The 20,025-nt window shown below is 46.2% G+C and carries 14 protein-coding genes; all 14 read right to left on the reverse strand.

Annotation, left to right across the window (positions count from 1 at the left end):
* Positions 1-5: 5 nt before the first annotated feature.
* The 14 genes from EKN16_RS08100 to EKN16_RS08165 all read right to left on the reverse strand — a co-directional run bounded on the left by EKN16_RS08100 (position 6) and on the right by EKN16_RS08165 (position 20,012).
* Positions 6-773 (reverse strand): SDR family NAD(P)-dependent oxidoreductase, encoded by a 768-nt coding sequence (locus EKN16_RS08100; protein ID WP_125655265.1) that lies wholly within the window; start codon positions 771-773, stop codon positions 6-8.
* Positions 774-813: 40 nt separating this feature from the next.
* Positions 814-1,923 carry a mandelate racemase/muconate lactonizing enzyme family protein gene (locus tag EKN16_RS08105; RefSeq protein ID WP_125655267.1) on the reverse strand — a complete coding sequence of 370 codons (1,110 nt, stop codon included), beginning with the start codon at positions 1,921-1,923 and terminating at the stop codon, positions 814-816.
* An 18-nt stretch (positions 1,924-1,941) separates the two neighbouring features.
* On the reverse strand, positions 1,942-2,973 hold the full coding sequence (locus tag EKN16_RS08110) for a carbohydrate ABC transporter permease (protein WP_125655269.1): 1,032 nt from the start codon (positions 2,971-2,973) through the stop codon (positions 1,942-1,944).
* A gap of 5 nt (positions 2,974-2,978) precedes the next feature.
* On the reverse strand, positions 2,979-3,917 hold the full coding sequence (locus EKN16_RS08115; RefSeq protein ID WP_125655271.1) for a carbohydrate ABC transporter permease: 939 nt from the start codon (positions 3,915-3,917) through the stop codon (positions 2,979-2,981).
* Complete coding sequence (locus EKN16_RS08120) at positions 3,914-6,208, reverse strand: DUF5696 domain-containing protein (protein WP_125655273.1); 2,295 nt, start codon at positions 6,206-6,208, stop codon at positions 3,914-3,916. Before EKN16_RS08120 ends, EKN16_RS08115 begins: the two co-directional genes overlap by 4 nt.
* Complete coding sequence (locus EKN16_RS08125) at positions 6,198-8,306, reverse strand: YIP1 family protein (protein ID WP_183530798.1); 2,109 nt, start codon at positions 8,304-8,306, stop codon at positions 6,198-6,200. Before EKN16_RS08125 ends, EKN16_RS08120 begins: the two co-directional genes overlap by 11 nt.
* 22 nt (positions 8,307-8,328) lie before the next feature.
* Positions 8,329-9,210: a carbohydrate ABC transporter permease gene (locus EKN16_RS08130; RefSeq protein ID WP_125655277.1), complete on the reverse strand. Its 882-nt coding sequence runs from the start codon at positions 9,208-9,210 to the stop codon at positions 8,329-8,331.
* Positions 9,207-10,181, reverse strand: a complete 975-nt coding sequence (locus tag EKN16_RS08135) for a carbohydrate ABC transporter permease (protein WP_125655279.1) — start codon at positions 10,179-10,181, stop codon at positions 9,207-9,209. The genes EKN16_RS08130 and EKN16_RS08135 overlap by 4 nt, the downstream gene beginning before the upstream one ends.
* Positions 10,178-13,156, reverse strand: coding sequence for an extracellular solute-binding protein (locus tag EKN16_RS08140; RefSeq protein ID WP_125655281.1), 2,979 nt, complete (start codon positions 13,154-13,156; stop codon positions 10,178-10,180). The genes EKN16_RS08135 and EKN16_RS08140 overlap by 4 nt, the downstream gene beginning before the upstream one ends.
* Positions 13,150-14,271: an ABC transporter ATP-binding protein gene (locus EKN16_RS08145; RefSeq protein WP_125655283.1), complete on the reverse strand. Its 1,122-nt coding sequence runs from the start codon at positions 14,269-14,271 to the stop codon at positions 13,150-13,152. The genes EKN16_RS08140 and EKN16_RS08145 overlap by 7 nt, the downstream gene beginning before the upstream one ends.
* 113 nt (positions 14,272-14,384) lie before the next feature.
* Positions 14,385-15,812: an ABC transporter substrate-binding protein gene (locus tag EKN16_RS08150; RefSeq protein WP_125655285.1), complete on the reverse strand. Its 1,428-nt coding sequence runs from the start codon at positions 15,810-15,812 to the stop codon at positions 14,385-14,387.
* A gap of 612 nt (positions 15,813-16,424) precedes the next feature.
* Complete coding sequence (locus EKN16_RS08155) at positions 16,425-17,534, reverse strand: substrate-binding domain-containing protein (protein WP_125655287.1); 1,110 nt, start codon at positions 17,532-17,534, stop codon at positions 16,425-16,427.
* 247 nt (positions 17,535-17,781) lie between these two features.
* Complete coding sequence (locus EKN16_RS08160) at positions 17,782-18,639, reverse strand: STM4011 family radical SAM protein (RefSeq protein WP_125655289.1); 858 nt, start codon at positions 18,637-18,639, stop codon at positions 17,782-17,784.
* Complete coding sequence (locus EKN16_RS08165; RefSeq protein ID WP_125655291.1) at positions 18,636-20,012, reverse strand: STM4012 family radical SAM protein; 1,377 nt, start codon at positions 20,010-20,012, stop codon at positions 18,636-18,638. The genes EKN16_RS08160 and EKN16_RS08165 overlap by 4 nt, the downstream gene beginning before the upstream one ends.
* Positions 20,013-20,025 lie beyond the last annotated feature (13 nt).

Genomic DNA, 20,025 nt, shown 5'->3' on the forward strand with positions numbered 1-20,025 from the left:
TCCGCTTACGCATTCCTGACTAACGCTCCGCCGTCAACCGCCATTAGAGATCCTGTCACCCATTCGCTATCATCTGATGCCAAATAAACGACCGCTTTGCCAAGGTCCTCTGGTGTTCCCAAGTCTCTGATACCTCTTTGAGTCGCTGGATTGGGCATGGTTTGCTTATTGCTCGCAAACTGCTCCTTGTTAATGTCTGTAGGTACACCGCCGCAAAGAATGGCGTTTACTCGAATTCCATATGTTCTAAGTTCATTGGACAGAGAGATAGTGAAGGCGTTGACCCCCCCTTTGCTCGAAGCGTAATGAACCTGTTGGGACCCGCCGCGCATGGAAGTAACCGTACCGATATTAATAATTGTGCCCTTCCCTTGATCACGCATATGACGACCGGCAGCCTGAGCACAGAAGAACATGCCGGATAAGTTAACCTCAATTGTCTTATTCCAGATCTCTTCCGTGATATCAAAGAACGACCGGAAAGGACAGATGCCAGCGTTATTAACCAAGCTATCGATGGTACCGAAATCCATAATGACACTCGCTACCATCTCATCGACCTGCTGTTTATTCGAAACATCTGCTTGATAGATTCGTACCTTGCCGCCTAAGCTTTGTATTTCTTCTGCCACTTTACGCGCTTCGACATCGTTACTCGTATAGTTCAGTGCGACACTAGCTCCTGCTAGCGCCAGTTCCTTACAAATACCACTGCCAATTCCACGGCTCCCGCCAGTGACAAGCACGACTTTACCAGTTAATCTATCACTCATCGCTTACCCTCCTAGGCACCCTTCTATTCCAAAAGAAGACTTATCGATTCACTCGCAATGCTTCTATTGCTTCTTCATCGAGCTCAATTCCAAGTCCAGGCGCTGTGGGCAGTTCAATATACCCATCCTTGAGCTTATATAACGTCGGGTATTTAAGTATCCGATTCAAAGGCTCCCACATTTCCTCCGGCGTGAGCGGTGGGAAAATGAGAGCAAATTCCATCATCCTGCAGCTTTGAATCGTAGAGGCCACTTGAAGGGAAGCAGCTAAATCAGGTCCATTCGTCCCGTGTAGTACACAGGGCTTGCCGAAAGCCTCCGCCAATACCGCCACTTTGCGAGTCGCCCATATACCGCCGCTAATAAACACATCCGGTTGGATAATATCAACGGCAGAGCCGCTCAGATAGTCACGGAATACAGTAAGGTCATTCGAGAACTCTCCGCCAGTAATGGGGATATCTACTTCGCTAGCAAGTCGACGATAGGATGCAATGTCATCACGGGCAAAAGGTTCTTCAAGCCAAGTGGCATCGACTGCCTCCAGCCCGCGGGCAACCTCTAATGCTTGCTCATACGTCCACACCCAGCCTGGCAGATGGGCAGTACGATCGATCATCAGTTCGATTTTGTCCCTGCTGCCGCATTTCTTCCGCACCGCTTCAAAGACACGTACATCATCCATCGGATCGGGTCTCCACCCGCGAATTTTGAATCTGGTATGTCCCATTGCATGATACAAGGCAATTTGGTCTGCTTGTTCCTCAATTGTAAGATGGGATTGATCGGTATTCCCCGGCCATACACAGGTCAAATAATAGGGAATGCGTTCACTCGCGCTGCCTAGAAGATTGCGAATCGGAAGCCCTGCGGCTTTACCGGCAATATCCCATAGGGCATTCTCGACTGTTGCACAGCCAGCAAGAGCACCGCTATTCATATGCTCCATAATATTCAAAGGATTCGAACCGATTAGCCGTGGTCTAACTCTGCTCCGGAGCACTTCCTCGTCGGTCGTGCGGAACCCGTAGCCCGTAATTCCTTCATCCGTCCGTATGCGCGTCATTCCAAGTGTTGTATAACGATGATCTTGAGCGTTTGCTTGCTCATCCAGCTTGACAGTAAAGGATTCAACAGCCGTTATTTTCATCCAAAACCCTCCTCTTTCTTATTCCCCGACAACACCTGTTCGTTCAATGCCTTCGACAAAGTAACGTTGAGCAAATGCGTAAAGCAATAAAGGTGGCAAAATAACGAGAAAGGCGCCAGCCATCATCTGGGTTTCAATCAAATTAGGAGCCGTTATCGCGTTCCCGGCAGCTACGGATAGATTTGCCGGCATTTGGGACATTTGGTTCGCCATCATCAGAAACTTGCCGGATTGCAGGTACATCGCTGGCTCGAAATAATCATTCCAATGCCACACAAAGGAGAATAAGAAGACGACGAGCATCGCCGGTCTAGATAGTGGCAGCATAATCTTAACAAAGGTTCGGAAGGAGCCAGATCCATCCATCTTAGCGCTTTCCTCCAGCTCCTTGGGCAGCGTGGAGAAGAATTGGCGGAAGATCATCACGAACAACGCTCCCTTCAAGCCTTGCCCAAGCAAAGCCGGAATCAAGAATGGCAGCGGTCCATTCAACCAACCAAGTTTGGAATAGACGACGAAGATCGGGATGACTAATGTTTGAACCGGAACTAAGAAGGTTAGCAAAACAATGAAATACCAGAACTTCTTCCCCGGAATGCGTAATCTCGCAAACGCATATCCAGTAAGCGCGCACGAGCCTACTTGGAATAATGCCGCCAAGAGAGCGACTAATGCAGTTTGCCACAATGCCTGCACATATTTTAATCCCTTAAAGGCTATTCTGTAGTTCTCCCAATCGAGTACTTTGGGGAAGTAAGTAACAGTTGGATCGAACAAATCCTCATTCCGCTTCAGCGAGGTGGAGATCATATAAAGCACGGGCTGCAAGTAAATGACCGCAACGGCAGTCAATATCGCATAGATGGCAAACTTGAACAGTAAGCCATCCGTAATTTGTCTTCCTAGCACATACACCCGAGTACGCTCAACCTTGTGTCCGCGTTGAAGGAATTTATGAAGTGGCTGCCATAGCTTTCTGCCAACGCCTGACGCTTCATCACGCTTCGATCCCACCCACTGCTGTAATTTCGTATTGATTCCGCTGGGCATGCGATTCACCTTCTTCCTTTTTCCAACAATTTTGCAGCTATTCCGAGAATTATTATGGGAATGAAGATCAAGACGCAGTACATCCACCCCAGAGCGCTCGAATAGCCGAAGCCCGTATTGGGATCTCCCATATTCTTGGAGATTAACTTGAGAATCGGATTAAACGGGCTCGTCGTTTGATCGACAACCGTGTAGATCAGGTTCAAGAAAATGAAAGGAACGATAGACGGAAAAGTGATTTTCCAGAAGGACTCCCATGGCGTTACTCCGTCGATTCTCGCTGCCTCATAGACCGAAGGTGAGATCGTTTGGAAGGCTGCTAAGAAAAGAACGATTTGAATACCTGACGACCATAGAATGATAATGAATTTCCCAAGCAGCCCTACGAGTACCTCGGCTATACTTACCGGAAGTACATTATAGAGCACATCTGAGAGGTTATACTGGTCAGCAAATGGCAGTTTCCCTTGTCCCTGGCTGAACAGTGCTGTCAACACCTGTCCAGTCGCGAAAATAACAGGAAGGAAGAACAAGGTACGGAACATCATCCGTCCGCCAAACTTCTGATTGAGCAGCGTTGAAACCAATAAAGCAAAAATAACCGTAATCGGAATGGTGAGTACCGTCTCGCGTGCGAACAAGAACATTTGAACGGGGAACTCATTATCGCTGATAAAAGCATAAACATAGTTTTTCCAACCTAGAAAGTCGAACTGCAAACCCGATCCATCTGTTGCTACAGAGACTTTGGTAAAGCTCATATATAAGGAATAGATGAGCGGGTAGGCGACGAAGATAAGAGCGCCAATGAGCCAGGGAAGCAAGAAGAAATAGCCTTCCACCGACTCTTTTAACCGGCGCCTGCGATTGAAACGAGCATGATCCTTCACATGTAAGGCTTGTAAAGGCTCCTGATTATTCAACGATGACGAATGCTCGCTCATTTCTTGTCACCTCCGCTAAGAACTGTATACGACAACCCTTTAACTTCATAGCCCTCGCCTTGATAAGGCTGTTCATTATAATTCACGACAATACGGATTCCGTTCTCGTAGCTCGTTTCATAAACGCCGGCTGTAACTTGACGGTGACCTTCGATCAATTGATTCCAGACCCCTTTGCCAGCAGCGACAAAATTCTGATACTCTGCGAGAATCTCCTTCTTCAGCAGTGTGTACTGCCCGCTAATAAGAGGAGCGTATTGCGTTCGCCTTAGATCCCTTACATCGCCATCTGTAAGCGTAAAATAGGGCAGGGTTCCATACTCGATGTCGCGTAGAAACTCGGTTTGTGGATCCAATCTCAAATTACTTGATTTCGATGCATAGCTGACTAGACCATGCAGGACGATTGAATAAAATGGCACTTGTTCGCTTATGATCAAGTCGTAGTTGCTGCCCACGGGAAAATCGTACATATGATCCACATGGCCAATGGTAAACGAGTACGGTTTATTCGTCGCGACCCAGCCTATCTCGTTATGAATGGTATCGTAAATCTGATTCATATACGCGGCCGCAGCTTGGCGATCTGTGAAATTACTTTTATTGTAATCGCTGAACAATCCATCTCCGTTTTCGTCTATTAAATTGACACCGGTTATCGATAGCTTCTTCCACCCGCTCATTGCTTTGGGCAAATATTTCTCCACCACTCGCTTCGGACTGATCAAGTAATAATAGAGTGCAGCGTTATAATAGTCGCCGTTTTGATAATTCTTGATCACCTTACCTCCAATCTGTCTGACCGTATCCGACTTGATCGAGAAGCCGTTACCCAGCTTGTTGATCCCTACCATGAGATCGTCATCGAGCGACAAAGGGATTTGTTTCTTCTGCAGGTCGGCTTGAAGATCCTTCAGACCGGCATTCCCGCCAAGTGCAGATTCGACCGGGAAGCGTTTGGGCAGCGATCCGGCGTAGCCTCCATTCTGCCAGCCGCGAAGACTAACCCTCATCTGATGTACGCCGCTTGCGTAAAGATCATCCACAATGGCTTGAACCTGGCTAAACGTAGTGACCACAACAACCTTTGCTCCAAGCGGAGTCGGCTGCTCGCTCGCGGCCATTATAAAATCCAGCATAAGAGGCGGATCTTCCGGTCCAGGCTTTGTTGTTAAATGCAGCTTGTCGATGAGATAGGAACGATATTTCTTCGCCATCGCCACATAATCTGTATCTCCCTGCTCTAAGAACTGGTAACGAATCGTAAGCGGTGAAGCATTTAAATTGACTTCATATATTTTCTTCGTATTGTCCTCATTAAGTCCTTGCTGCTGCGCATAGAAGTTGCGCCATTTGAATTTGGCATAGACGTTATTGAAATCAGTCTTCAATAAAGCTGGCATCCCCACAATATTAGCCTTCGTATTCCCCTCCTCAATGATGGAGATGAAGCCTTGATCTCCGCGCTTCATCCCGAAGACAGGATAATCGATATCTTCACGGTAGAACTGATCCATTGGAATGGATTGATCATAGCCATACACAGGAAAATCGTAGGGAATCGTGAGATCTGCTCTATGCTGATCAAATTTTATTAACCCTCCGGATCGGTCGGGCACGAATAGATAGCCATCCTCATGACTAAGCGTTGCGCCGAAGAACGGTAACACGGAAAGGTTAATGATTTGATTTTGATTCCCTTCAATGACGCCATTCTCGGGAACGTGTACAACAAAGCCGTTATCATCAAAGGTATATTCCACATAGAGCTCGAAGCCGAGCTTAGTCATTGAATATCGGATACCAACGCCATTGTTGATTGATTGCCAGGCGATCTTAGCACCGGAATCAACCACATTCACCGTTTCCTCTATCTGCTTCTCTTTCTCAATGTAGGTAAGCAGGAAAGGCGAGTTTTCGTTGTTTTTCCAAAGTCCTTTCGTAGTATCCTTCATCTGATCTTCCTTAGACGGGCTGCTAAGCCATACAAAGCCTGAACTAGTCTTCACGGCAATTTGTCCTAGGCTAGGTTCCATCCATAGACTGCCTGAGCTCTGCTTGGACATTAAATACCAAGTCGACCCGTCATAGCTCATGGATTCCGTCTTTGGAGATTCACTGCTTAGAGTAAGTGCTTGCATATATTGATTGGCCTTGTCTGCATGATAGCTGCTTAAGACCGCCTGCTGTCCACCGACATTTCGATAGATCAGAAACAAAACCAAAGCAATCACAAACACTGCGATGGCGCGGTTTCGAAGCTTTTTGAACCAAGGCTGCTTATACCACACGATCAATCAGCTCCTGTCCGATTCTCATAAAGAAGTCAACTGCCTGATAGAGCAGCCCTATGAGAACAAATCCAAACACCCAAAAGCAGCCAAGCGTGAACAACGAGACTACAATCATCTTCAACGCTTCCTTTAGGTTGTAATTTTGCACGATCATTGTTCCGATGAAGATTAGAGCCAGCACCCAGATCTCGGTTCCATTCATCAGCAGCTTATAGATAATACCTTCTTGCAAAGTCAATACACGAGATAACAGCTGAGTAGGCAAATGTATGATGATGATGGGCATTAAAGCAACGCTGTTAACAATGAAGACACGCTTGAATGTTCCCTGCCCTTTCATGACCGAACCGACCAAGTAGCTGCATACCACCCAAGTTATCCATGGCAGTAAGTAGGTTTGCATCTCCGTCCATAAATTCAGCTCCTCGAACCGAACCGGGGAGAAGATGAAGCTAGCCGTTGCCTTCCCAGTAAGCGTTACCGCAAAGCCGAGCAAAACGAGTAGAATCGATAAGAGAAAATTAAATCGGAAGCCTTCGGATATCTCAGTCATTCCGTCTACTGGATGTCGTAGTATTCGGAAGCATTGCGCGATTGATGACCGCCAGCCGCCAAGCGTTGTTCGGTCAACCAGTCGTTTCCGCTTCTTCACAGGGACCCACCAGCCAAGCTTCCTTGCCGTAATCCTTCCTACAGGAACAAGAACAAGTATGGCAAGTAACGGTGTCATGATTAGCGCAAAATATTGGAGCAGCCAATTCATTCGCAGCTCCCAATAGGAATCGGAATAGCCAGCCGGATCGCGGGCAACCTTGAAGTAGTGCATAGCCTCACTATAGTTGCCTCTCCTATATTCCGCCTTGCCTATGCCTTGGTAGGCACGATCGTAGTTCGCGTTCTTAAGTAGGATTTGCTGCCACAAATTCTGGCTTTTCTCATATTGTCCATCCGAATACAGATTCACAGCTTGGTGAACCAGTGTTCCAAACTCCGTTCTTCGGAATACCTGTATATCGTTTAACTCTCCGTCAGATACCAGAATATTACCATTCGATTGCACGGCAATGCCTGTCGCTCGTTTGAATACACCTAGGCGCTGCGTTCCATCAGACGAATTACCGAATCGAAAAAGAAGATTCCCTTGCGTATCATATTGGTATATTCTTCCTCTCTGTGACTCTAGTACCGTAATAATGCCTTCTGTATCAACGGTTACAGCGCTAAAGGAAAATTTATTGGGCGGTATTATCCAGGGTGCGAAATCATGATCCTTCAGCAAATCGACTCCGCCTGAATTAAGTCGTCTTAATTGTCCCTGTCCCATATCACGATTCACCGTATAAATAAATCCGAAGGAATCGACCGTTAAATTCGTGATCGCCCCGGGCAGACGTACTTGCTCCTCTTTCATTTGCTCATCGCTGTAAAACTTCCGTTTCATGGATTCAATCCAGTCTAACGGGACTTTGTTTGTTCCGAAGAAGCCTGCAAATTCTCCCGTTGGGGTCAGCTGGAGCAAGCCCTGATAACCGCCCTTATTCGCCACATACATATAGCCGCGACGATCAAGGATGAGCTTCGAGGGGATAAAGGAATAGGTTTTGGACATGGATGGATCCTTAGGCTCTAGATATTCACGAGCAAAACGTCCGTCTGCCCCAAAAACGACGATGCGTCTTCCTCCCGTATCCGCCACGTACACTTCGCCAGCCTTGGTGACGAATACACCCTCAGGCTTTCGAAGCTGCTCCTTCGGATCGATTGCCTTGCCATCCTTCATTCTCGAGGCATCTGGGAAGGTTCGCATGACCTGGCCTTCCGCATTCAATTCAACGATACGGTCATTACCAGTATCTGCTACATATAATTCATCTTTGGACGTGTTGAATAAATCCTCCGGATCCTTGAACCCCGTCCATGCGGCTATTGGAACGAAGGCATCGGGAGTCCCGATAAAGCGGCCGTTCGAGTCGCTGGATATTGTGTAATAGGGCAAGGAAGCATGTGCTTGCTGCGGCATGAATAGCGACAATAAGCCAAAGCAGAGGATGAAGATATACATGCTGGGCAACTTTCCTATCTTTCTCCATCTCATTTCGAGTTCCTCTCTCTCTCCTCTACTTAATGCCCGAATGAGCCATCGTCGCCATTACTTTACGCTGCGCTAGCAGGAAGAAAATAATATTGGGGACGAATATAATCAGCCCCGCCGCTGCTGCAATACCTTGACCGACAACATTATTCGCTGCTCCATTCGTTAGCGTCGCCACATAATAGGGCAATGTTTTCATGGATTCGATCGTTACATACAGATTCGAGGTCTCCGTCTGTGCCCAGGAAGCTTGGAAGGCAAGAATGCCGACCGTTGCCGTTGCAGGCAAACACATAGGTAAAATTATTCGGAAGAAAATGGTGAATTCTCGAGCTCCATCCATCTTTGCCGCTTCGAGCAGTTCATTAGGCACTTGGTCGACGAATTGTTTTAATAAGAAGACTCCCACTGGCATGGCAATTAAGGGCAGGATATGGGCAAAATACGTATCCATAATTCCCAAGTGGGTAATAACCAAATATCTAGGTATGCCTACCGATTCCGGGGCAAACATTAAAGAAACGATGATCAAGGAATTGATGGCCTTACTTCCCGGGAAAGTGAGCTTGGAGAAGGCAAATGCAGCCATAGCACAAACCATAATGATGCCGCCCACCGTGAGGGAGGTCGTGATTATACTGTTGAATAAATACCGAGTGAAGGGTACAACCACGGTTTGCGACTGCAGGAAGAGCTGTTGAAAATTAAACAGCGTTGGATGCGAGACGACAAAACGCGGTGGATAGGCGAACAACTCACTAATCGGCTTAAACGCCTGGCTGAAGACAAACAACACAGGCAGCAGCATAAACAAGCCTAATCCAATCAATCCAATAATAGAAATCACTTGAAAAACATCAAGTTTCAGCTTTCTACGCAGCGTCCGAAGCCATGATTGAACCGTCATTTCTCATCCTCCCCTGTTCCGAACAGCACGAAAGAAAGTTTAGAGGATCCATAAATAACGACCAGCAAGATCACTGATAACGCCGCCGCATACCCGAATTCATAACGAATAAAGGCAAAATCATCAATATGATTCGTTATTAAATGACCCGAATAGGCAGGGGTTATCGCCTGACCAGTCGCTGTTGCGAGAAGTGTGCCAATGGCACCGGCCTTGAGCGTTCCAACAACCGCCATGACTGCACCAAACAGCATCTGAGGCTTAATAGCCGGAATGGTAATATAGAAAATCTCCTGTAAACGATTCGATATCCCATCGATCTTGCCCGCCTCGTACATCTCTTGATTCACCGTCTGCAATCCCGCCAGCATCGCGAGAAATCCGACTCCCATGCTCGCCCATAGTGAAATGACGATCATGATGAACATGAAGTGATCCGGTTTCTGCAGCCATAGTACTGGGGTCTGGATGTAGCCAAGATTTAATAGAATCTGATTCAAATACCCCACTCGGTCACCGCTGAAAATAACGGTCCAAACGACCGTCATTGCTACGCCTTGGAAGATCGAAGGCGCATAGAGAGCCAGTGCGAATAGATCTCGAATACTCTTAGGCAGCTGGTGGATCAGCCAGGCCAGAATGAAGGACAACAAGTAACCCCCAGGTCCAACAAGGATAGCGAATTTAATCGTATTGGGAATCGCGTTTTGGAAGAAAATTTTATCCTGGGTCATGATCGAGAGAAAGTTCTGCCAGCCGATAAACTTAGGTAAAGTGAAGCCGTTGAACGAGAAGAAGGACAACGCCAGCGCCGCTAGTATGGGAATGACAATGAAAATTAGGAATGTCAGCATGAAGGGCGCAACAAAGATATAGGCCATGACATGCTCCCGTTTCAAAAACGTCTTCTTGACTGGTTTTGTTACGGTTTGCAGATCTAGTTCTGGTTCAATTAATGTATGCGTTGTCATGGCCCCTCCCCCTTCGCCGGATTCGGAACTGAAACGATATCAAGTGAATGTTGTACATTTCCGAGCTGATCCCTCAGTTGAAACTCCACTTGTTTCCGCGCCATTTCACGATTAATATTTTGAACGGCAATCTCTAACTCTTCTCGTGGAACTTTGCTTCCCGTTACGACATTTTGCCAGGCAAAGGTGATATTGCGCATCGTAAAGTAACCTCCTGGAACTTGTGGTGCTTCCTTATACCATAGCCATTGATCCGTTATTGCTTTCAAATCAGCCCGAGGCCAAGGCAATTTCACAAATGCATCCTGATTCGCCGTATTCCAGCGATATTCGCGACCGTAGATCCCTTCGATATCATTGCCGAATCGGGTTTGCGTTTCCTCGGATGTCCACCATTTCAGAAACTGCCATGCCAGCTCCTGCTTATTGGACTTGTTATAGATGACACCAGCTTGCAAGGCACCCCCTGCCCAACGCTCAACTACACCTTTATCATCGTGGTTGCCTGGTATCGGCGCTATTTTCCACTTCCCTGCAATCTCGGGAGCAGCGACTTGCGTTTGCAGATACGTATTGAAATCCGTAATCCCAATTGGAATATCGCCTAGACGAAAGTGGTTGAAGAAGCTTGGAACTTCTTTGGGCACCTGGAATAAAGTGTACAGCTGGGTCCACTGCAGGAATCCCTTGTAAGCCTCGTTCGTATCAAGTGCTGATGTCAGCCCATCCTTCGTATACATCTCTCCGCCATTCTGATATAAGAAAGGCAAAAAGTCGCTTGGCATGTAGAAATCATACCCGCTCTGCTGCAGCGTCGGCATCATATTGTAGACATCTTCCCATGTATTCGGCGCCTTCAAGCCCAATTGATCCAAGATATCCGTACGATACATCATGATTTTGAAATTTTGCGTTTCGGGAAGCGCATAATCCTTCTTATCATAATGGAACACCCGCAGAGCCCCTGGCTTGAAGGCTTTAGCTGCCTCAGCATAATCGGGGTATTGGGACAAATCAACAAGCGCATCCCTTGAAGCAAAATCAACTACGGTTGCCCCGTCCAGTCCAAGTGCGGCATCCGGTTCTTTACCAGCCAAATTACTTAAAATGAGCAGATTGGCATCCGGAATAATGTTTACATTGACATGAATACCCGTTACTGGAGTGAAGTTCTCATCCGCCAACTGCTGGATCAGTCGCACATAGTTACGGCCGCGGTTCACCCAAACATCGATAGCTTTAGGATCCTTGCGTGTGAAGTTGTAATCGATCGTAAAGGAATGGTAGAAGTTAATCAGTGTGCTTTTCGTCTTCTGGATGAAACCGGTCTTCATTTTCGGTAACTTCGCATCCGGTTGAGCGACCCAAAGATAATCGAGTAACAAAGGTTGATCCAGCAGGCGGAACGCCCAACCGCTCAACTGCTGCTGATCGACCTCAAACAATTGCATTTGATTAGGAATATTACGAATTTTATTCTGCATATCCGCGAAGTCTGAAGCAGTGGCACGGAAAGAGATTTCCACGTCCGATTTACCGACCGTAATTTTAGAGAGCCGATCTGCAAGCGACAAAAGATCTTGTTCAATATTCGTCAGCTGCTGTTTCAAATCCGGAATATACTTCTCCAGCTGCCAATCCCGATTCGGATCGACGTTGCCGCCAGTGGTGTATGATTTCTCATAATTCCCTGTTATTTTGCGGATCTGCTGGTCTAGGGCTGAGATTCGATTGATGTTCCGCAGCAAGCCCTCATAGATTGGTTTAATCGGTGAGGAGGATGCAGTCATTCGAATATTGTGCTTTCCTTTAGTGAGATAGAAAGAGTATGGCTTTCCTTCACCATCGCCCAGCGTCTTACCTTCCCAATTCCACGAAGAATTATATGGAAAAGCAACATGCAGCAGCTCCTTGAAGGGTGTGAGACCATCAATCGTTATCGACTCAAAGGCGTTGGATTGATTGAGAAAAGCTTGCTTATATTTAAAGCCTATTTGATAGGCTCCATCCTGTGGAACCTCGATTTGCCATTCCACCCATTGTCCGGCTGTCTTAAACTGCTCGCCGCCTAGGGTATTGTACCTGATATAGCCCTGCGAATCCGGCTGTACAAGCGCATCATTAGTGGACTGAAGCTGAATGGACGTATTCGATTTCGCTGTAATATTCTCAGCTTCTACGATTTGGAGATAAGGCTTACTTTCTGAAGAAACGGACTCTTTATTGGCCGGCTCTGTTTTAACCCACTCCCCATAGCTTGGGAGCTCACGTGGAGCATCTACATATAAGGTTTTGAGCAGCATGGCACCTTGTTCATTGATCAATCTAACCGTATGAGAGCCTTTGGATAAATACCAGCGCAGCGGCTCCGAATCAGCGGTATAATCAGTTAAGCTCACTTCACGCAAACCTTTGGTATCTATTGAATGCGGTAAAATATCATTCGTAAACTCGTCTCTCTTCAGAGGGAAATTCGAATGTGTGAATTTGCGCTTGAGAATGATATTCTCTGCTTCAATGAAAGGCGTCGCGCCATCAATCTGTATGCCTCGTACCAAATCGACCGAGCCTTCATCGACCGTATCGTAGGCTAAGCCGATGTTATACAAGCCATCCTCTGGCACGGTAACAGAATACTCCACCCAGCTATCACCCTCAGACCAAACTAAACCATTCTCACTAGCTTGAAAATGCTGCTGATCCGAAGAAGCCGCGACTTTGCTGCCAGAAACCTCAATGCGCTCTTGATGTGCAGGTGCATTGGCATAAGATTTTGCTGTAGTTGCCAACCACTCCAGGTAGGTAGGAATGGTTCCGTTGATATAATCTTTAGCCGTAATAACGGGAGGAGCTGCCATTGTGTCCGAATCGCTGCTGGCATCCGTTATCGAAGATGGAGGAAATGTCCCGATAAGCATGCAGGCAATGATAATCAGTACTCCTTTATACAGATAGGGTCTTCTTTGCTTCAGCATATGGCAGCCTCCGTTAGTACATCGAAGAAGTGGACACGCTCCATATCCAAGGCAATGTTAACCTTCTGACCCTCAACGAATTTGGCGCGAGGATCCACCCGAGCGACAAGCTTATGCTCTTCATTATTAAGATAGAGATAGGCATCCGAGCCCAAGAGCTCTCTCATCTCGATTTGTGCCGTAAATTGAGATTCCTTCCACTCCGAATGTTCAGGTTGATCAACAGGCAGTGTGATAATACTCTCCGCACGGACCCCCAGAATCACCTTTTTCTGATCGTACTGCTTCGAATAGAGCAGCTTGGCTTTTTCCTTTGGAATAAGTAAAGAATAGCGTCTTGTGTCGAAGTAAGCCTCTCCATCCCGGTGGAGAATTTGACCCTGAACGAAATTCATAGGTGGTGACCCTATGAAGCTAGCAACAAACATATTGGCAGGATTATTATAGATTTCATCCGGCGTATCCACCTGTTGAATAAGCCCATTTTTCATGACCACAATTCGAGTGCCCATCGTCATGGCTTCAATCTGATCATGCGTAACATAAATCGTTGTCGTCTGAAGTCTGCGATGCAGCTTGCCAATTTCCTCACGCATCTGTACGCGCAGCTTGGCATCGAGATTGGACAAAGGCTCATCCATCAGAAATACATCTGGCTCCCTGACGATTGCACGACCAAGTGCGACACGCTGTCTTTGACCACCGGACATTTGGCGAGGCTGCTTCTGCAGCTGCGCTTCGATCTCAAGAATTTTTGCCGCTCTTGCAACCCTCTCTTCAATCACATGATGAGGAAGTTTGCGCAGGCGCAGACCGAAGGCAATATTTTCAAATACGGTCATATGTGGGTATAGCGCGTAATTCTGGAAGACCATTGAAATGTTTCTATCCTTGGAAGACAAGTAATTGACTAGCTTGTTCCCGATATACACTTCACCCTCGCTAATCTCTTCTAACCCTGCCAGCATTCGCAATAAAGTTGATTTCCCGCAGCCTGATGGACCAACCAATACGAGAAACTCGCCATCATTCACTTCCAGATGAAAATCGTCGACCGATTTACGGCTTTCTCCCGCGTATCGCTTTGAGATGTGATTAAACACAACTCTTGCCATATCCTCACGTCTCCTTTGCCCATTCCTCTTGATTCACAAATCAGAGTCGTCTAAGCCATGGAGCGAACTCCTCAGCTTAGACGACAGTGTGATAGACCTGCTATGACCTACTGCTAATTGTTCGTTTTGGCTAAGGCATCCGCAATAGCTTTATTCGTTTTATCTGCTATCGTCGGGAAGTAGTCATAGGCGGATTTTTCCTCTTGATAGCCGCTTGCTACCCAGCCACCAATTGCTGAACCAACATCTGCTCCACCCGGAATGTAAATGGTTGGATCCGTTTCACCAATCTTGGCAGCGTAGATGAGTGCATCTACATTTATGCCCTTATACGTATCCAGCGCTTTGAAGGCGTCCGTAATCTCTGCGTTTGAAGAGTTCGGCAGCGTACCGCCAATGCTCATTAGAATTTTCTGCCCTTCAACAGATGCTGCCCAGAATTTCATGAATAAGAAGGCTTCTTCCTTATGCTTACCGGCTTTGCTCAAGAACATCGGGTTGTTGAAGGAAGTACCTACTTGCTTCGCTGTCCCTGCAGGTGTCGGTGCAATATCCCAATTGAATTTCCACTGTGCCTTGAATCCAGGAATCGTCGGAGACACATGATAATAGAACGCAGCATGGCCCGAAGCGAACATGTCACCATCAATGCCAGCATCCTTCTGGCGTTTATCATTCAGCATGATTCCATCCTTCGTCACCCAGTCGTTCAACCATTGGTTGTCGTCCATGACATCCTTATCCGCACCCACGTACGTAATGTTCGTGGATAGATCACCGTTCAAATCCATGATGTGCTCGGAATGTCCATTTGCCGCTGCCAGATCAGCAGCCGCAAAACTTACAAAGATCGTATTGTTTGCCATTCCCCATACCTTATCCTCAGGATGAGTGGCCTTCTGAGCAGCAGCCTTCAGATCTTCCCAGGTCCAATCATTTTTCGGAGTATCAATGCCATATTTGGCTAAAATGTCTTTGTTATAGAAGAAAATAAAGGTATCATTTCCGCGGGAGAGGGCATATTGCGAGCCCTTGAATTGAAATGGCTCCAAGATCCCTTTGTTAAATTCATAAGAGGTGAAATCAGTATCCTTCGCGATGTAAGGATCCAAATTCTCAGCAAAACCCTGAGTGACCACATCATTGAAGGTATTATTCCAGAAAACATCGATTGGAGAGCCTGATGCAATGCTTTGCGTGACTGCCTTAAGCGTATCTGCACCTCCATTATTGAATAGCCATTTGACTGTAATCCAAGGGTATTTCTTCGTAAAAGCATCCGAAATCTTATGCCATTCTGGACTATCAGCCGGTACCCAAGTGCTAATAGTGATTTCGACCGGCTTATGATCTTCCGCAGGAGGTGTATTTGTCTTTCCTTCGTTTGTTTTATCTGTCTCATTTGTAGGTTTTGTTGTATCCCCTGTATTCACCGGATCTTTCTTACTAGTGTTATTACTACTGCATGCGGAAATAGTGAATAAAGAAACGGCAATCAGAGCACTTACCATGACCTTGTTAATCGATTTGTTAATAGCCAAATGACTTCCCCCTCAAAATAAGTTTCATGACCCACTGGATATCAGCTTATAGGATACAAATACCAAAGAATTGCCCTGCTTCGCCTCTCCACCCCTTCACTTCATTTGTGGCAACGCTTTCAAGTAGACTACGATGTTAGTATAATATGGAATAAACAGTTCTGCAACATAAAATTATACTTTTAAAGATAAATTTTAAATGTATACTTTTTTGTGTCGAAATTTGAATGATAACATGAAAGGATCAGCTAAATTATCTATGTTATTTTCACGTAATATTCGGATAAAAAAGAACCTTCAGATCCACTTTCATAGTGGCTTGAAGGTTCTTTTGCACATATTATAGGATTGTCTCACTCTGGTTTACTCTTTTGGAACAGCCCCAGTGGCTCTAGACCATAATCAGTGCATGCCAATACGAGTAACCTAGCGAAGCGGACGGAATCGTTCTGAAGAAGCGATAGCGTTCGCCTTTGTCTCCGTATTTCTACCCCTAAGGGATAGAATCAAGAAATAGGGAGACAACAGCGACCCTTAAGAATGATCCGTCCGCGCAGCGGGCTTCTTCGCACAATGAAGCACTTATTTTAGTGTTGAGCCCATTAGTAAAACTTAATTTCTCGCTTTGGTGCTGCTTCTGATAATTAATTCCGGAACGATCTCATCCCGCATATTGTTTCGGCTAACCCCCGAGATAAACATATCCACCGCTCTCTCGCCAAGCAGATTGGAATTTTGTTTTATCGTAGTTAGATACGGAGAAGTAAATTGACTGATCAAGATATTATCATAACCAACCACGCTTAGATCATCGGGGACGACTAAGCCCCGATCTTTCGCGGCCTTAAGCACGCCAATCGCTTTGTAGTCACTCGTTGCAAATATAGCACTCGGAGGATTCGGGAGTTCTGCCAGCTGTTGAAAAGCTTTATAGCCCATTTCTTCGCTTTCCTCATTACCTTCCATTACACTGACTAATTCAATATCAAATTCAATCTGATGCTGATCCAGCGCCAGCTTGTAACCTTGAAGCCTTAGCGTAAACTCTTGATTCATTTCAAAATAGGATTTACCGGTTAATATGATGGCTACTCGGGTATGTCCGAGCTTTAATAAATGCTCCGTAGCCAAATATCCACCAGTCAAATTATCGACAATTACATAGGGAATTTGCAGATTCGGATAATAGTATTGAATCGTGACCAGCTTACGATCCTCTTCTTTCCATTTTCTCAAGACATCCATAGGAATTTCGCTGGCTTGTGGTAGACTCGGAAGTAGAATAAGCCCGATATTGTCTTCATCCGGTAATTGGAATTGATCGCCCATGTCCCACATTTGCGCTTCAATCCCTTTAACGCTGCAAGCTTTCCTCAAGCCGCCCAGGAAATCGCTATAAAAGCTTCCCTCATAAATCGATAAATGATTCGTATGATAAACAAAGAAGATTTTATTAATATGGCTCGGTATTTGAAGGTTTTCAATTTGATTGTTTTCATCCAATTTCAAGAATGTACCCTTCTTCTGTATCCGATGCAGAATGCCTTCATTGGCCAGTTCAGACAAGGCTCTTCTCGTCGTAATTTCCGAAGTGTTATACATCTTTGTTAGTTCTTGCTGTGATGGAAATGGCAGCGTCCGTTCGAATTCCCCAGCGGCTATCCTCCGCTTCAAATCATCGACGATCGTTTGGTACAAGGGCTGCTTCTTTTTCTTAATCATAATGATCCCACCTCCTGAATAAAGTATACATTAATCGATGTTTGGAATCAATATGCCTTTTTCCGGTTACCATGAACCTGAAGGATTCCTAGAATAAAAAAACCTCCCCGGCTCATAGATTAGCGGAAGAGGTTCTAACCTGAATTAACTAATCGATAAAGAGGATCATCGTGTTTCCCTTAACTGCAGCAGATTTATTAAAGTATTTAATGTGGTTAATAAGTCGCTGTCCACCAGCTAAAGTGCCTTACCGCGAAAATGCCACCCGTTCCAGCATTCGATCCCCATATACCCGCTCAAGCTGTAGATCAGGCATATGGATATAACCGATATAACAATCACAGACTTTTAACTTGCAGGGAAGCTTTCTTGAAAGGCCCTCTAATCCGTCCCTATACAGGTTCCCAATCACTTGGCGATCCTTGTAGCAGCGTTTGACTCGACCTTCTCCCTGCACATAAAAGACGTCATAGCCTGCATGGCAGTCTTTCCCCAAACTCTCGTAGTCTGTCACATTAATATCAAAATATGGGTCGATTCCCCTCAAATAGTCCCTATCGGCATCCGAATAATAATGGGGTTTATCCTTAAAGGCATTAATCCACATATAGATGTCCTCAGGCAGAGAATAACGTAGCGACGATAAGGCATCGAAGGCATTTCTTAACCCAACCGAACCGACACTGAAGGTTATTCCCCGCTGGTAAAGCTGCTGACATTGTCGCAGGAACTTGGATTCCTCTGTCTGTCCAGGGTGATAAGTCACCCAAAAAGCAGCCTTAACCGGATTCAATTCTGCTGTCCAATCCAGATTGGCGGATAAATTAGTTTGAATCGCCACTTTGTCCACATGCGCCATATGTGACAGCTCTACGATTGCTACTCGATACCAGCGATGTGTTAGTCCTTCACCATAGGGATTGAAAAAGATAGATAATCGGTGACCAGCCGTCTCCTGATTCCGTACCCATTCAACAAAGGTATTTAATTGTGATCTGTCCTTTGCAAGCGTTGCTGCACTATCCTTGTTCTTGCTGAAAGGACAATAAGGGCAATCATAATTGCAGGAGGTCAGGCTTCCACGATAGTAGAGGGTCGCTTTCATACGTATACATAGCCTTCCATACGATCTCGTACATCAGATGAAATAAACCAATCTCCTATCGCATCTGAATGAGCCATGCCTTCCACAGAGAGGCGGAATAGATTCGCATCCAGCCAAGCAAGATCGGTAGATAGTAGTAATTTCAATTCTGGATGATCATCGAGCATTTGGGTTCCAAAACGGTCCGAATAACTGCTCAGCGCAAGCCCTTCCATATGTAGAATGGCTTTCAGAATGAACCGCCGCTTCTGCTCTGAATCGGTTAGTATTATTCCGTAGTCCGCTGTCGTATAATCATCCGTTTCCACATAATCTGCGATAATACTGGCTGTTGCGTTTCGGCTAACTCCATAGCGTGAAGCGTAATGAACACCTTGTGTATAAGAACGTGCACCGCAACCTAGCCCTATCATCCCTTCTTCCTGACAGCCATAAGGCAGAAGGACCTTGCTTGTACCGGCCTCCAATTTCGCGAACCTTCGCATCGAATATTGGACATAGCCTTTGGAGAGCAGCCTCTCACGGGCGGCAAGATAGAAGGACATCCGATGATCCGTACCCTGCTGCTTGATCACCTCTGGCTTAACAATCGTTTGCTCTCGCGTATACAGCGGATAGAGGAAAATCTCTTCTGGCTCGTATGATATTGCGCGATCAAGCGAATAGAGCCATGAATCAATCGTCTGGCCTGGAAGACCGTAAATGAGATCTAAATTCAGAATAGGAAAAGCATAAAGCTTCAACTGCTCGAGTGCTCGCTCTACTTCAAGCGGCTTTTGCGGACGGTAGATGGCAGTCGCTTCAGACTCTACGAAGCTTTGAATCCCCATACTAACTCGGTCGACCCTTCGCTCCTTGAGAATCTGGAGTCGCTGCGCCGTAACCGTCTCGGGAGAGGTTTCTACAGAAATAGAGGCCACACTTGGATCCAACCCCATTGTTTCTTCCGCTATGCGAAATAAGCGCTCCAGTTGTACGGGCTCGAGTAATGTAGGTGTGCCTCCGCCAATGGCGAAGCGGGCTATCGGCTTGTGCTTCATAATTGGTGCCCACTGCTTGGCCTGTCTCTCCAACGCATCGACATACACCTCATGTACCTTGGCGCTCTTGTCCGGCAGCGTGAATAAATTGCAGAATCCGCAGCGTGCGCCGCAAAACGGGATATGCATATATAAAAAGAAAGTATCTGCTGGCTCGCTGCTCCATAACGTTGACAGCGGCAGCTTCGTTTCGAATTCTCGATAGGATGTTTTGTGTGGATAGGCATACAGATAGGACCGATAAGGATCTGAAATCAGATTTTCCTTCCAATTATGGAGCGCTGCCTTATCGTTAATAATATCTGCATAGGTGGAGAAGGCAACCTTGCTCATCAGCTTTACTCAT

Source organism: Paenibacillus baekrokdamisoli, assembly GCF_003945345.1.
GTDB classification, from domain to species: domain Bacteria; phylum Bacillota; class Bacilli; order Paenibacillales; family Paenibacillaceae; genus Paenibacillus_Z; species Paenibacillus_Z baekrokdamisoli.

What these genes read in the sequence shown, in the direction of transcription:
- EKN16_RS08145 (WP_125655283.1), bottom strand. Translation starts at nt 14,271, where the DNA reads ATGGCAAGAGTTGTGTTTAATCACATCTCAAAGCGATACGCGGGAGAA.
- EKN16_RS08100 (WP_125655265.1), bottom strand. Translation starts at nt 773, where the DNA reads ATGAGTGATAGATTAACTGGTAAAGTCGTGCTTGTCACTGGCGGGAGC.
- EKN16_RS08110 (WP_125655269.1), bottom strand. Translation starts at nt 2,973, where the DNA reads ATGCCCAGCGGAATCAATACGAAATTACAGCAGTGGGTGGGATCGAAG.
- EKN16_RS08125 (WP_183530798.1), bottom strand. Translation starts at nt 8,306, where the DNA reads ATGAGATGGAGAAAGATAGGAAAGTTGCCCAGCATGTATATCTTCATC.
- EKN16_RS08140 (WP_125655281.1), bottom strand. Translation starts at nt 13,156, where the DNA reads ATGCTGAAGCAAAGAAGACCCTATCTGTATAAAGGAGTACTGATTATC.
- EKN16_RS08160 (WP_125655289.1), bottom strand. Translation starts at nt 18,639, where the DNA reads ATGAAAGCGACCCTCTACTATCGTGGAAGCCTGACCTCCTGCAATTAT.
- EKN16_RS08155 (WP_125655287.1), bottom strand. Translation starts at nt 17,534, where the DNA reads ATGATTAAGAAAAAGAAGCAGCCCTTGTACCAAACGATCGTCGATGAT.
- EKN16_RS08165 (WP_125655291.1), bottom strand. Translation starts at nt 20,012, where the DNA reads ATGAGCAAGGTTGCCTTCTCCACCTATGCAGATATTATTAACGATAAG.
- EKN16_RS08135 (WP_125655279.1), bottom strand. Translation starts at nt 10,181, where the DNA reads ATGACAACGCATACATTAATTGAACCAGAACTAGATCTGCAAACCGTA.
- EKN16_RS08105 (WP_125655267.1), bottom strand. Translation starts at nt 1,923, where the DNA reads ATGAAAATAACGGCTGTTGAATCCTTTACTGTCAAGCTGGATGAGCAA.
- EKN16_RS08130 (WP_125655277.1), bottom strand. Translation starts at nt 9,210, where the DNA reads ATGACGGTTCAATCATGGCTTCGGACGCTGCGTAGAAAGCTGAAACTT.
- EKN16_RS08115 (WP_125655271.1), bottom strand. Translation starts at nt 3,917, where the DNA reads ATGAGCGAGCATTCGTCATCGTTGAATAATCAGGAGCCTTTACAAGCC.